The 14,191-nt window shown below is 39.2% G+C and carries 14 protein-coding genes; 5 read left to right on the top strand and 9 right to left on the bottom strand.

The features are described from left to right. Nucleotides 1-16 precede the first annotated feature (16 nt). Nucleotides 17-1,516: a helix-hairpin-helix domain-containing protein gene (locus INT04_RS10025; RefSeq protein ID WP_193016002.1), complete on the top strand. Its 1,500-nt coding sequence runs from the start codon at nucleotides 17-19 to the stop codon at nucleotides 1,514-1,516. A gap of 75 nt (nucleotides 1,517-1,591) precedes the next feature. Here the strand turns inward: INT04_RS10025 and INT04_RS10020 are convergent, their stop codons facing one another. After that, nucleotides 1,592-2,017: a TonB family protein gene (locus INT04_RS10020; protein ID WP_193016001.1), complete on the bottom strand. Its 426-nt coding sequence runs from the start codon at nucleotides 2,015-2,017 to the stop codon at nucleotides 1,592-1,594. Nucleotides 2,018-2,273: 256 nt separating this feature from the next. Here INT04_RS10020 and aes point away from each other — a divergent pair, with 256 nt between their 5' ends. Continuing rightward, a complete protein-coding gene (gene aes / locus INT04_RS10015) occupies nucleotides 2,274-3,242 on the top strand; it encodes an acetyl esterase (RefSeq protein ID WP_193016000.1) in 969 nt (322 codons plus the stop codon). On the opposite strand, the gene INT04_RS10010 is transcribed toward aes, so the two are convergent. After that, complete coding sequence (locus tag INT04_RS10010; RefSeq protein WP_193015999.1) at nucleotides 3,239-3,952, bottom strand: NUDIX hydrolase; 714 nt, start codon at nucleotides 3,950-3,952, stop codon at nucleotides 3,239-3,241. The two genes, aes and INT04_RS10010, sit on opposite strands and share 4 nt — an antisense overlap. A 153-nt stretch (nucleotides 3,953-4,105) precedes the next feature. Between INT04_RS10010 and INT04_RS10005 the strand changes: the two genes are divergently transcribed. Together INT04_RS10005 and INT04_RS10000 are read left to right on the top strand one after the other, a co-directional pair. Next, nucleotides 4,106-5,125: an SPFH domain-containing protein gene (locus INT04_RS10005; RefSeq protein ID WP_193015998.1), complete on the top strand. Its 1,020-nt coding sequence runs from the start codon at nucleotides 4,106-4,108 to the stop codon at nucleotides 5,123-5,125. Beyond that, nucleotides 5,125-6,069: a sugar kinase gene (locus INT04_RS10000; protein WP_193015997.1), complete on the top strand. Its 945-nt coding sequence runs from the start codon at nucleotides 5,125-5,127 to the stop codon at nucleotides 6,067-6,069. Before INT04_RS10005 ends, INT04_RS10000 begins: the two co-directional genes overlap by 1 nt. Before the next feature lie 5 nt (nucleotides 6,070-6,074). Here INT04_RS10000 and tetR read toward each other — a convergent pair whose 3' ends face one another. Then, on the bottom strand, nucleotides 6,075-6,695 hold the full coding sequence (gene tetR, locus INT04_RS09995; protein WP_193015996.1) for a tetracycline resistance transcriptional repressor TetR: 621 nt from the start codon (nucleotides 6,693-6,695) through the stop codon (nucleotides 6,075-6,077). A gap of 90 nt (nucleotides 6,696-6,785) precedes the next feature. On the opposite strand from tetR, the gene tet(H-J) reads away from it, so the two are divergent. After that, nucleotides 6,786-7,988 (top strand): Tet(H)/Tet(J) family tetracycline efflux MFS transporter, encoded by a 1,203-nt coding sequence (gene tet(H-J), locus INT04_RS09990; RefSeq protein WP_193015995.1) that lies wholly within the window; start codon nucleotides 6,786-6,788, stop codon nucleotides 7,986-7,988. 76 nt (nucleotides 7,989-8,064) lie between these two features. Here tet(H-J) and INT04_RS09985 read toward each other — a convergent pair whose 3' ends face one another. The 6 genes from INT04_RS09985 to INT04_RS09960 all read right to left on the bottom strand — a co-directional run bounded on the left by INT04_RS09985 (nucleotide 8,065) and on the right by INT04_RS09960 (nucleotide 14,101). Then, nucleotides 8,065-8,832: a class I SAM-dependent methyltransferase gene (locus INT04_RS09985; protein WP_193015994.1), complete on the bottom strand. Its 768-nt coding sequence runs from the start codon at nucleotides 8,830-8,832 to the stop codon at nucleotides 8,065-8,067. 87 nt (nucleotides 8,833-8,919) lie between these two features. Beyond that, complete coding sequence (locus INT04_RS09980) at nucleotides 8,920-10,542, bottom strand: ABC transporter substrate-binding protein (protein ID WP_193015993.1); 1,623 nt, start codon at nucleotides 10,540-10,542, stop codon at nucleotides 8,920-8,922. Nucleotides 10,543-10,569: 27 nt separating this feature from the next. Beyond that, entirely contained in the window at nucleotides 10,570-11,502 is a 933-nt protein-coding gene (locus tag INT04_RS09975) for an ABC transporter ATP-binding protein (RefSeq protein ID WP_193015992.1), read from the bottom strand. 1 nt (nucleotide 11,503) lies between these two features. Beyond that, a complete protein-coding gene (locus tag INT04_RS09970) occupies nucleotides 11,504-12,298 on the bottom strand; it encodes an ABC transporter ATP-binding protein (RefSeq protein ID WP_193015991.1) in 795 nt (264 codons plus the stop codon). A 1-nt stretch (nucleotide 12,299) separates the two neighbouring features. Next, entirely contained in the window at nucleotides 12,300-13,160 is an 861-nt protein-coding gene (locus INT04_RS09965; RefSeq protein WP_193015990.1) for an ABC transporter permease, read from the bottom strand. 5 nt (nucleotides 13,161-13,165) lie between these two features. After that, a complete protein-coding gene (locus tag INT04_RS09960; protein WP_193015989.1) occupies nucleotides 13,166-14,101 on the bottom strand; it encodes an ABC transporter permease in 936 nt (311 codons plus the stop codon). Nucleotides 14,102-14,191: the final 90 nt, after the last annotated feature.

The following is a 14,191-nucleotide window of genomic DNA, read 5'->3' as shown; positions in this document are numbered from 1 at the left end:
AGAATGGGTGATCTTCATGGCAGATATCATTACCTGTACAACGCAAAGTGGAAAAACAGTCCAGTACGTCAATGAAATTATTGGCTCTGGCTCAATGAAAGATGTCTATTTTTCCCCTGACAGAACCTATGTTGTTGCCTTTTATAAGACAAAACAAAACGCACAAGCCAAAGATAGAATCGATATGATAACCAGCTCTTATCGTCATAATATCTTTGAGCAAAGTGGCGGTGAATACTGGAAAAACCTTTTTTGCTGGCCAACGGATGTGGTTGAACATCAAGGCAAAATCGGTATTGTCGTTCCAACTTATCAATCCCACTTTTTCTTTAAATATGGCTCTAAAAACAATGACTTTCTTGCTATTAAAGGGCGAGAAAAAGAAGGTAAATGGTTTGCAAGCGCCAACAACCAAAATAAATTTCTCGATCCTCGTGAAAGAGGCAATCTATTAAATTACCTAAAAGTCTGTTTATTGCTGTCTCGCGCAGTACGCCGAATGCATGCCGCGGGCTTATGTCACAGTGATTTGAGCTATAAAAATGTGCTTATCGATCCCGAACAAGGTCATGCTTGTGTCATTGATATTGACGGTTTAGTGGTTCCCGGTAAATACCCGCCTGATGTCGTGGGAACACCTGATTTTATTGCGCCAGAAGTGGTGAAAACTAGCCATTTACCGAAAGAAGACCCTAACCGTATCTTGCCAAGTATCACGACAGATAGACATGCACTTGCGGTATTAATCTATATGTATCTATTTTATCGTCACCCTCTACGGGGCGGTAAAATTCACGATCTTGACGATGAAATGCGTGATGAAACATTGTCTATGGGTGAAAAAGCGCTGTTTATTGAGCATCCAACCGATCGTAGTAATGCGGTAAAATTGAATCAGGTAAAACCGTCCTCGTTGCCTTGGGCTGATCCTGAAGAAATCCCGTACACCATTATGGGACCTTACCTGACACCTCTTTTTGAAAGAGCCTTTATTACAGGGTTACATACGCCCTCTCAGCGCCCTACCGCTGATGAATGGGAAACTGCTTTAGTCAAAACGGTAGATTTGGTTCAGCCTTGTCAAAATAAAGATTGTGAACAGCAATGGTATGTTTTTTCAGGAAAAACACAGCCTGTTTGTCCTTATTGTCATACGCCATATAAAGGGCAGTTGCCGATTTTAAATCTCTACTCTTCACGTAAAGCAGGTAGTTTCAGGCCAGACGATCACCGTTTAATGGTCTGGAGTAATCAATCACTCTTTCCTTGGCATGTTAATCGCCTTATTGCGCCCAATGAACGCACCACCGATGAACAGAAAAAGCGTGTAGGTTATTTTGTTTATCACAATGCAACATGGTGGCTTGTTAATGAGCGTATTGATGGATTAATGATATTGCCGGAGAAAAAGCAAATAGCACTTGGCGATAAAATTGCATTAACCGATGGGTTGCAATTTGTGTTATCGACAGAAGAAGGTGGACGACTTGTTGTGGTGCAATTAGTGTCTAATTAATAAAGTAAGAGAATAATCCGTTTAATTTATCGCGGGTTATTCTCTTTTTTGATGGCATTAAATTTAATCTTGAGATCAAAGCTTAAATACCATAACCAAATTTAAATCTTTGGCGGGTTTTCCTGTTTCATAACGCCATTGTTCCATAGCATGAATAAGTGACAAACCAAAAACATCCACTAAAGGTGAATCTAATATCCTAATATTTTGTACATGCCCATTTTCATCAACATCAAATTTCGCCTTGAGTTCACCTTCAATGCCTTGAGAACAAGCTTTTACAGGATAATTAGGTAATGGACGTGATAAATTCTTAGGGTGATTTTTAAACGCTAGATTTAACTCATCTATTTCACTCGGAGTCAATTTCACTGGTTCACTGACTAACTTTGTTTTCAATAACAAATGAGATTGTTCATCTGACTGCATTGATTGAGTAGCACATCCACTTAATAAAATGGTACTGCAAAGTAAACTTAAAATAGCTAATTTTATTTTCATTATTCTTTTCTAAAATAAGATTAAATATAAAAATACAATAACACATCTCATAATTATTTTTATTCTCAAATCAATCTTTAGTTAAGAAAAACGGTGCAATTAATCCTATTTTAGCCATTCTATTTAAATCTAAGTCAGATCACAGTTTCACATCTCATCCTTTTCATTCAGCGTTAACATTCAATATTGGGTATCAAGATCCCAGTTTATTAAGTCCCATTATTTACAATACCCCACAGTGATAATTGGAGGGGTAATGAAAACTAAAAATAAAATCAATGTGCTAGAGCTTATTTCGTCAGAGATGAAGCAAGTGATGCAATTTTATGCAGATAATCCGCAACCTGCACCAGACAATGATGGCTATCCCTCGATGCGTCTTGCTTATAATCAAGATAGGCGTTATTGGAATGCAGACGCACCAGAAATGTTTAATGTACAAGATATTTCGGTAAGTACTTCTTATGGAAATGTATTAACTCGCCTTTATCACCCCAAAGAAAAAACACCCGCAACACTCTATTATCTGCATGGCGGGGGTTTTATTTTAGGGAATTTAGATACTCACGACCGTATTATGCGACTGCTTGCCTGCTATACCGGTTGTGCCGTTATTGGTATTGATTATTCACTGTCACCCGAAGCGCGCTATCCTCAAGCCATTGATGAATCAGCACAGGTTTGTCAGTATTATCATCAACATGCAAAACACTATGATATTAATACTCAACAGATTGGTTTTGCGGGTGATTCTGCGGGTGCCATGTTGTCTCTTGCTACCGTATTATGGCTACGCGACAAGCAAATTCACTGTGGCAATATCAGGGCAGTTTTGCTTTGGTATGGATTATATGGCCTACGCGATTCCACCAGCCGTCGCCTTTATGGGGGGGAATGGGATGGATTACGCCAGCAAGATCTAGAAGAATATGATAATGCGTATCTAACCGCATTAGGTAGTCGTGACGCCCCTTATTATTGCTTATTTAATAACGATTTAACGCAAAATATTCCACCTTGCTTTATTGCCAGCGCACAATATGACCCGCTTATTGATGATAGTGTGACGCTATTTAAAACCTTAGAAGCCCATCAATTAGCTTGTGAATATAAAATGTATCCCGGCACATTACATGCCTTTTTACACTACTCACGTATGATGAAAGTGGCTGATGACGCCATTCGAGATGGCGCTCATTATTTTGTTAAACAACTCAAAAATTAAAACTCAAGATTACGAATAAAACGATAATCCGCAGAGGCCTCTTTAAGTCGATACAGACTTGCGGGGCGTCCTCTTTCTGATCGTTTTTCCCCCGTATCAATCAATAAATCCGCTTGCTCTATGCGTCGTCTGAAGGATTTTTTCTGGATCTCTTTGCCAATCAAAATTTCATGAACATGCTGTAATTCAGGTAGCGTAAACACTTCCGGTAACGCAAATCCGGGCACAATCGAATAGAGTGATTTTTGCTTTAATCGCGCTCTCGCTTGTGCAATTAATTCACGATGATCAAACGCTAAGCTTTGTTGTGTAATCTCATCAATAGAACACCACATTACCGACTCCACGGTATCAATATGTGCTTCACACACTTGATGTGCAATCAACGCCGTATAACAAACTGTCACCGACCAACCTCTTGCATCACGCTGGTTATTTCCCACGGAACAGAGTTGCTCAATATAAGGGGGGATCACCCCTGTTTTCTCTTTTAATTTTCGTAGCACCGTATCTTCAAGGCATTTGTCTTGCAGTTCATCGACAAATCCACCGGGTAAACCCCATTTTCCTTTTTCAGGATGCTCCCCTCTTTTCACCAACAACACTTTTAATTGTGCTTCATGATAGGTGAATAGCACAGAATCAACGGTGATCAGTGGGGATAGGAAATCACGGCGGTTATAACTGGCTAAAAAATCTTGTTCATTCATGACGGAAGCTTTATTAGAAAACGATAAGGCTATTTTAAGGTTAAACAGCAAAAAATCAAATTTTGTCATAAAGACACTAAATCAGTTGACAGACATAGTGTCTATAAGACACAATTCAGTTATTGTCACAAGGACACTTAATAAGGAAAGACTATGTTTAACTTAAATTATTTTAAAGCTGATTCATCAACATTCATCATTAAATCCGTCAATGGTAAAATTCGCCAACAAGGTAAAGGCTTGAGTTTTTGGTATAACTCTGCCACTACGTCTATTGCAGCATTGCCGCTGAATGTGCAAGAAGCCCCGTTTATTTTTAATTTTCAAACAGCCGACTTTCAAGGTTTACGTATTCAAGGACAAATTTCCTTTCAGGTCAAAACCCCTGAAAAAGCGGCAGAAGTACTTAACTTTAACTTGAGTAAAAACGGTAAATCTTATGCCTCTGAAGATCCGTTAAAACTCAGTGATCGCGTTGTACGCATTGCCCAAACCTTGATTCAAGCAAAAATCCAGAGTACTCCACTGAAAGAAGCACTGTTACTTAGCCAATCATTAGTGACCTTGGTGATGGAGCAATTAATTGAACACTCATCATTAGAGACATTAGGTATTGCGATTTTAGATGTCTCTATTGCAGCAATCACACCATCACCAGAAACCTTAAAAGCACTTGAAGCCGAAGCGAGAGAATCCTTACTGAAAGAAGCCGATGATGCCATTTATGCCCGTCGTAAATTCTCAGTAGAACAAGAACGCACCATCAAAGAAGCGGAATTAGAAACGGACTTATCCGTTCAACGTAAACGACAAGAGATTGAAGAAGCCCGTTTAGAAAACGAACGGACATTATTACGAGAACAAGCTGAAATTGAAAAAGAGCGCCTTGAAGCCAAAGTTAATGCTGAAGCAAAACGTAAAGAGCTAGTTGCGTTAAGTGCTGAAAATCAGCGAACACAATCAGAAGCGGATGCCTATGCTATTGAAGCCACCATGCGTGCTTATCGTGAATTACCCGTTGAAAACCTAAAAGCTATGGCATTAGCAAAAATGGACTCACAACAGTTAATGGCAATGGCATTTGAAACCTTAGCGCTGAATTCAGGAAAAATCGGTGAGCTGAACATCACGCCTGATTTATTTAGTCAGTTTATGAAAAAAGGCGGTAAATAATGCAACGTAACGACGATTTTCGCTTTGTGCTGGTGATGAGAAAAAGCCGTTTACAGGAATTAATTGAACGCTTTAATACATGGTCACAAGCCAAATTCTATTTAGAACACAACAATGTTGAGGTAAAGGATTACCTCAACGAACATAATTTATATCAAAAACAATTAACGGAAGCTGAGCTGGTTTTAAAATCATTTGGACGCTTTCAGCTATTGGAAAGAAACTTATTACCCAGCTATCAATTCTCACCCCACGATATCGTGGTGGTGATTGGTCAAGATGGACTTGTTGCCAATACGCTAAAATACCTTAATGGACAGCCTATTATTGCCATAAACCCAGATCCATCAAGATGGGATGGTAAATTATTACCCTTTGAAATAGGGCAGTTAAAAGAGACCGTGATGAATACTATTCATCAAAAAATGCCGTCTAAAACGGTCACTTTTGCACAAGCGACAACCAATGATGGTCAATCATTATTAGCGGTTAATGACTTATTTATTGGCCCTAAAAGTCACACCTCCGCACGGTATATTTTACAATGGAGTGGCGCTCAAGAAGCTCAATCCTCATCCGGCATTATTGTATCAACAGGATTGGGATCGACGGGGTGGTTTCAATCTATTCTCGCAGGTGCTATGGCGATTACAGGCGAAGCGTCACATCCTCTATTACAAGGTTTTAGCTGGAGTGAGCGAAAACTACAATTTAGTGTCAGAGAGCCGTTTCCTAGTAGAACAACTGGTGTCGCACTCACTTTTGGCACAATTGAGCCTGATTCTCCTTTGCAATTAGAATCTTTGATGCCAGAAAATGGTGTGATTTTTTCTGATGGCATCGAAGATGACTATTTGCAGTTTAATGCTGGCTGTATAGTGCATATTGGTATCGCTGATATACAAGGGCAATTAATTAGCCCCAAAGGACGCCAGCGCATTTAAACGTATTAATTATTGTTGAGTACTGTTTCTAGCCCTGAAATCATCACATCAAGGACAAATAGAAAGGCAGCATCACCATTATCACTGTCCATAATAGCAACAGCTTGAGTTAACAATGGCGGATAGTGAATAGCGCGAGTGTCTATTTTTTCACGCTCTTTCTGGCTTTCTTGGTGCTCTTGGGCTTCAAGTACTGAGCCCAATGTAAAATGCGCAATAGAGCTTAATGCATAAACAGCTTGCGATAAGCTAAATCCCGCATCACACAAAAACTGTAGCTGTTGTTCTGATGTGTCAAATTGACTTTCAGATGGGCGCGTTCCCGCATGAATTTTTCCACCATCACGATAGGTTAATAATGCTTGGCGAAAACTTTTCGCGTTATTACGCAAAAAATCCTGCCATGTTTCATTAGGTAATGGCAAAACATGATGATGATGCTTTTGTAAAATAGTCTCTGCTAACGCATCTAATAACGCCCGTTTATTTTTCACATGCCAATAAAGCGTAGGTTGCTCTACCCCTACCTTTTGCGCCAACTTACGCGTTGTTAAGCCATCAACGCCCACTTCATTTAGTAAAATCAATGCATTATCAATAACTTGTTCTTTATCTAGTTTTGCCATTATCAACCTCAAAATAAAATAGCCTTGACAATCTATCAGTGATAGAGATATTTTACACCCACTCTATCATTGATAGATTTTAGGATATTTATGAATAAATCAATTATTATCATACTGCTGATCACCGTATTAGATGCCATTGGCATTGGACTTATCATGCCAGTACTCCCTGCGCTATTAAATGAATTTGTCAGTGAAAACTCACTGGCGAGTCATTACGGTGTGTTATTAGCGCTCTATGCTACCATGCAGGTTATTTTTGCACCTATTTTAGGTCGATTTTCTGATAAATACGGCAGAAAACCTATTTTACTGTTTTCCCTTTTAGGCGCTGCGCTTGACTATCTTTTAATGGCATTCTCAACCACGCTTTGGATGCTCTATATTGGGCGCATTATTGCGGGTATTACGGGTGCAACTGGTGCCGTATGTGCATCAGCCATGAGTGATGTGACTCTCGCAAAAAATCGAACTCGCTATTTTGGTTTTTTAGGGGGGGCTTTTGGTGTTGGTCTGATTATTGGCCCCATGATTGGTGGATTATTAGGTGAAATAACTGCTCATACGCCATTTATCTTTGCCGCTATTTCACACTCTGTATTGTTAATATTCTCTTTGCTCTTTTTCCGTGAAACACAAAAAAGAGAAGCGCTTGTTGTAAATAGCTCACTTCAAAACCAAACGGCATTAAATTCAGCCACTGGCTTTATTAAGAAAAGCCTCTATTTTTGGCTGGCTACCTATTTTATTATCCAACTTATCGGGCAAATTCCAGCAACCATTTGGGTGTTATTTACACAACACCGTTTTGATTGGAATACCTCTTCTGTCGGATTGTCGCTAGCCATGCTGGGTATATTGCATATTTTCTTTCAAGCCGTTGTTGCTGGAAAATTAGCGCAAAAATGGGGTGAAAAAATCACCATTATGATCAGCATGTCAATTGATATGATGGGCTGTTTATTCTTAGCATGGATAAGCCAAGTATGGGTAATATTACCCGCCTTAATTTGTTTAGCCGCAGGGGGAATGGGGCAACCTGCATTACAAGGTTATTTATCAAAATCCGTTGATGATAACGCACAAGGCAAACTACAAGGCACGCTTGTGAGCTTAACCAATATCACCGGAATTATTGGCCCGCTCTTATTTGCGTTTCTTTATCGCTACAGCCTAGCTTATTGGGATGGTTTGTTATGGATGGTGGGTGCAGTATTATATGGAATATTGCTTATGGTGGCTTATTTTTATCAAAAATCATCCCCGACTAAAAATGCTATTTCAGCATCATAATGTAAAATCAGATTAATAGAATAAAAGTCCTATTCCCCCCTTTATAGTGTTAATAGGACTTTCTTTTTTAGCTTAATTAATACGTGACTTTTACCCAAGGTTTACTTGCTGCGATCATAAACATCGGTGTTGAGCGATAAAGGACTTTACGTTTTTCATCATACACTCGCTCATTAATATTGGTTAAACAAGTCAGTTCTGAATAACCAAGGGTAATTAATGTATCAAGATCCCATTGAGGTCGTATTTTTTGACACATTGGCATACTTTTACGGTAATCGAGCATTGCATCGCTATAACCTGCAGGCTTTTCATTAAACAGTGCGGTATAGGCTTCAATATCTTCACTGTTTTTCTGATTTAAAGCGTCATCAAATAAATAGCGATTCCAGTTAGCATCAAAAATCAAGGTTCTTCCCCCTGGCCTTAAGACACGTAACCACTCTTTATAACCCTGTTTTGCATCTAATAACGTCCATGCCACATTACGGCTAATCACCAAATCAAAGTGATCATCTGGGAAAGGTAAAGAGTGACTATCCCCTTGCATCACCTCAACATCCACTTGGTAGGCTTCAACGTTTTTCTTCGCAACATCAACCATCGCATCTGTGCAATCTATTGCCGTCACTTTGTGTCCTGCTTTCGCCATAATAATGGAGAAAAAGCCAGGCCCCGTTCCCACATCCAATACCTTTAATTTTCCCTGTTGACCACTATATTCATGAATAATATTCAACCACGCTTCTCGCTGAAAACCGTTTAATTCTAGTTGGATCAAATGACTGTAATTTTCAGCCCCCTCTGTCCAATTTTTTAATAATTTATCTTTTGAGTCCTGCATAACAAAACCTATTCGTATGTAAACTAAAATAAATAAAATCACGGCGCTACGAAGATCTTATAAAGATAACCAAGAGCGCTGTAGAGGCTATTTTTCAGATAAACTCGGTACAGTGAGTTTTTCCCACACAACCGGTGCGTAGTTGTTCACGCCGACTTCAAAATTAGCCACTTTTTTAGGGTTAATCGCAAAGTTAGTAACAGGGTGATAAACCGGTGCGGTGATCGCCTCTTCACTAATAAAGGTCATAATATCGTCATACCCTTTTTGGCGATCTTCTTCGTTTAATGTGGCTAAGGTTTTATAAATCATCACCGAGAGATTTTCGTCATACCACGCTTTAGCTTGCTGATTATTCGCTTGAATATCATAAATCTCTAACATAGAGCTATGAGGCATCCATGAATCAGAAGCGGTACGCATTAAAGCCATATCAAAATCTTTCGATTCCAATGTAGATTGGGTATAACCATTACGATCGAGTATTTTTAAATTAACGCGAATACCCGTTTGCGCTAATTCTGCTTGAATAAATTCAGCCAATGTTTTCCACTCTGGAAATTCGTCTGTTGTGAGTAATAAAGAAAACGATAAAGGCTTGCCCTCTTTTTCAAAAATACCTTGAGCATTTTTGCTGTAACCAGCGTCAATTAATAATGCCTGTGCTTTCTCTTTATCACCCGCTAAGGTGGTATTATTGTTTACTGTGGCATAAGGCACACCAGCTTGATACATACCTGTAGCTTCTTTACCAATATGGTTAAAGAGATCGTCGGCAATACTTTTTTTATCAATGGCGTAGTTGATTGCTTGGCGAATACGCTTGTCTTGTAATTCCGGTGTACGTTGGTTAAAAGCAATAAAGTGAGAACTTAATGTATCCGCAGTAAATGTTTCAAATTTCTTATCTTGTTCTAGTTCCTGAATATTTCCCATGGGAATTTTACCAATCAGATCACCGCCAATAATATCGACCTCACCACTTTGCAAGGCAAAAACACGCGCCTGACCGTCAGGAACAACTTTAAAAATAATACGGTCTAGCTTTGGTTTTTCGCCCCAATAGTAAGGATTTGGCACCAGCGTAAAGCTTTTATCTTTTTCGTAGTTTTCAAGCATCCAAGGGCCCGTTCCGACAGGTTTAGTAAAGGTTTTACCGTCTTCACCTAACGAAGCTGGGCTTAAAAAGCGCACTGGGCGAGGATAAGTCATTTCCATTAAAATAGGATAAGAAGGATTTTTATACGTGATACGCACCGTATGTTTATCAATGGCTTCCATTGAATCCACTAATGTGGCGGTAATTTGGCTATAACGTGGGTTATTCACCCAACGTTTTAAGTTAAAAATAACCGCATCGGCATCAAACGGAGTGCCATCTGAAAACTTTACATTTTCGCGTAGTTTAAAGGTATAGGTTTTACCGTCCTCTGAAATATCCCAGCTTGTGGCTAATGTAGGAAGAATTTCACCTTCACCACCATCTTCCGTTAAACCGTCATAAATCATTTTAAAGACAAAATGAGGGCCGTTATAACTGGCTGCATCCAGCATATTCATTGCACCATCGCGATAAATAGCCACAACAACTTCTTTTTTCTGTTCAACTTGAGGGGCGTTTTCTGTTGGTTTTTCATCATTACAGCCCGTTAATGCGGTTATTGAAAGAAAACCAACCAATAAAGTTCGGTGTATTAATTGTTTAAACATATTTTTTCTCTTTCCATCTTATTGTTATCAATGCGTTATTTTATGGCATGCAACCCAGTGGTCAGATGCAATTTCTATCAAAGGCGGATTTTGTTGCTTACAAATATCGTGTCGATTTACACAACGATGGTAATAAGGGCAGCCAGTAAGGGTTTTAGGTGCATCGGTGTAGATTTGTTGTTTAAAAGGCGTGCGTTGTGAAGGATGAGTCGGTAATACCGCAGACAATAACGTTTGGCTATAAGGATGTTGAACACGGTTATCCATTTTAGGAATAACTTCAACAATATACCCGAGGTACATCACAATAATACGGTCACTGACAAAGTTAACCGCTGAAATATCATGGGAAATAAACAGATAAGTCAGTTGTAATGTTTTTTTAAGAGTATTGATTAATGTGAGAATTTGCTGTTTTAACGCAAAATCAATACTAGAGACAATTTCATCACACACCACCAATTCCGGCTCAAGCACGAGCGCTCTTGCAATACCAATCCGTTGTTTTTGTCCCCCTGACAACGCATCAGAATATCTTGATAAAAAAGCGCTATCTAAGCCGACTAATTCTAATGTTTTACTGATCAGTTGCTGACGCGCTTGACGAGTAAAGTGCTTATAATTAATGAGTGGCTCAGCAATAATTTGTTCTACGGTAAAATACGGATTAAAAGCATCCGCACTAGCTTGAAAGATCATCTGCATATTTTGGCGAATATGACGCATCTGTTTAAAACTAAAATGCGTGATCTCTTGTTGTGAAAATACAATAGAGCCATGATCACTTTGTTCTAATTTTAGTAATAATTTACCCAGTGTGGTTTTTCCACACCCAGATTTCCCCACAACACCCAGCGTTTCTCCTCGATAAATACAAAATGAAGCATTGGCAACCGCACAGGTCGTAACCCCATTTTTTTGATAATATTTAGAAAGTTTTTTTACTTCGACTAATGGCATTTTATTTCCCCTGCTTTATTGTTGAAAACAAGCGCTGGGTATATTCATGTTGAGGCTCATCAAAAAGTTGAGTCACACTTCCTGAACTCACAATATTGCCTTGATACATCACATAAACCTTATCAGCCATTTGCGCCACAATACCGAGATCGTGCGTGATCAACAAAATGGCGATCCCCAATGATTTCAAACGATCAATTTCATATAAAATAGCCGCTTGCGTAGTGAGATCTAAAGAAGCCGTTGGTTCATCGGCAATCATGACTTGCGCACCAGATAACAACCCCATACCCACCATAATGCGCTGACACATTCCGCCACTTAACTCAAATGGATACTTATTTAATAGTTCATCTGCATGACTTAACCCAAGACGTGAAAGGATTTCTTTATAGTGTTGCCGTTTTTCTACTTTCGATTTTTTACGCCATAACGGAGATAGCGATTCAGCAAAATGTTTTTCTATTTTGATGGTAGGATTTAATGCACTTCTAGGCTCTTGGAAAATCATGGCAATTTTTTGTCCACGAATATTTCGCCACTGCCTTTCGCTTTTATTTGAAATAATGCCACCTGATAAGGTGATTTCACCCGAAACCACTTTTCCAGGTTTATCCACTAAATTCATTAAAGAGAGTGCTGTGGCTGATTTCCCACTTCCCGATCCTCCAATCAATGCGGTTATTTTTCCCGCATAGAGCTCAAGATCGATATTATTCACCGCGATAAATTGGCTCTTTTGTTGTTGGAAAACAGTCGTCAGCCCTTTGACAGATAAAACAGGTTTAGAGCACATATTAAATCTCCTCCTGTTTTTTCAAATCTAAGGCTTTAGCATTATTTTGTAAGACATCATTTAGCCCTTCACCAATCATATTTAGCGCCCACACTGACAGCATAATGGCGAGTGCAGGATAGATAATCATCATCGGATATTGCGTCATATATTGTCGGCTATCACTTAACATCACCCCCCAATCCGCAATAGGCGGTTGCGAGCCTAAACCAATAAATGAGAATGCGGCAACGTGTGTAATAACCGCCGCGATACGTAATGTGGCGAGAACAATAATCGAAGACATGGCATTCGGAATAATATGATGAAAGATAATACGACGATGCGATGAACCGACAGACACAGCTGCTTGAATAAAATCTTTCTCTTTTAACGCAATAACAGAGCCACGAATAATACGGGCGAAAGGTGCCCACCAAAGGGTGATAAAGACCAATAAAATCGTCATTAAACTGGGGCCCGTGATCCCAATGGCTGCCAGTGCTAATAAACTAGAAGGAAATGTTGAAGCAATATCAACAAGACGCATAATCACGTTATCGGTTTTTCCACCGACATAGCCCGCTAAAATTCCCAATGGAATACCAATACTGAGCATTAATGCCGTGGCAAGTACCGCCGTCGAAAGGCTGGTGCGAATACCATAAATTAAGCGAGTAAAGACACAACGTCCTAATTGGTCGGTTCCTAATGGATAATCAACGCTAGCACTCATCAGTTTCAATTTAACATTGGTGAGATAAGGATCATGAGGAGCTAAATAAGGTGCAAAAATCCCCAAAATAACTAAAAAAAGAATGATCACAACGCCCGTCATGGCTAACCGTTGTTGTAAGAATCGCTGTAGAAAATTCAGTTGCATCGTGATCACTCCATCATTATTTTAGGATCGATAAACACATACAACACGTCTATCAAAAGGTTAATAACAATATAAGTTACCGCTACAACAACGATATATCCTTGAATAACAGGCAAATCTTTAAGACGTATGCTGTCTACAGCAAATTTGCCAATACCATTCCATGAAAAAATGGTTTCACACGCAAATTGCCCACCTAGCAGCTTGCCAAAATTGACACCAATTAGCGTAATACAAGGTAGAACCGCATTTTTTAAACCGTGACGAAACAGAGCCGTCGTTTTGCCTAATCCTCTCGCCCTTGCCGCTCGAATATAATCGGTATAACTCACTTCGATTAAGTTATTACGTAAAATACGGGTATACATGGCGGCATAACCTGCACTGAGCGTTAAAGCAGGTAAGAGGATATTTTGCATGCTGTCACCCGCTATCACTGGCGCAAGATGTAACTGAATTGCAAAGATATACAGTAATAATAATCCGAGACAGAAATCAGGTAATGTTGCCGCAATTGTGGTTAGAAACCGAATACCGTGATCAATGGGCGTATCTTTAAAACGCACCGAAACCAATGCGGTAGGCACACATAACATTATTGCAAAGAGTGTAGACACCAATGCCAGTTTTAATGTGGCAGGAAATCTATCCATAATTTCTTGGCTAACTGGCAAACCTGATTGAATAGAGGTGCCAAAATCACCTTGTAAGGTGTGTGCTAACCAACTGATATATTGAATATAAAGAGGCTTATCTAAACCAAGTTCTATTTTTACTGCGGCAATGCTATCCGGTGTGGGAATGATCCCCTTGCTTCGTAAGGTAATTTCAGCAATATCGCCCGCTGAAATATGGCTTAATATAAATGCCAATAGACTGACAATAATAAGCATAGGTATAACTTGGATAAGTCGTTTAAAAATAAAGCGTTTAAAGTTCATTTTGATAATTTATTATAATAATGTGATAAACATCGGCCAACATGGCGTAAAAGCATAATTGATAATCATTGATGAACTATTGATATTACA

Source organism: Proteus sp. FME41, from assembly GCF_014897315.1.
GTDB lineage: Bacteria > Pseudomonadota > Gammaproteobacteria > Enterobacterales > Enterobacteriaceae > Proteus.
Note: the sequence above shows the minus strand (reverse complement) of the source record. Positions and strands in the feature narration are given on the sequence as shown.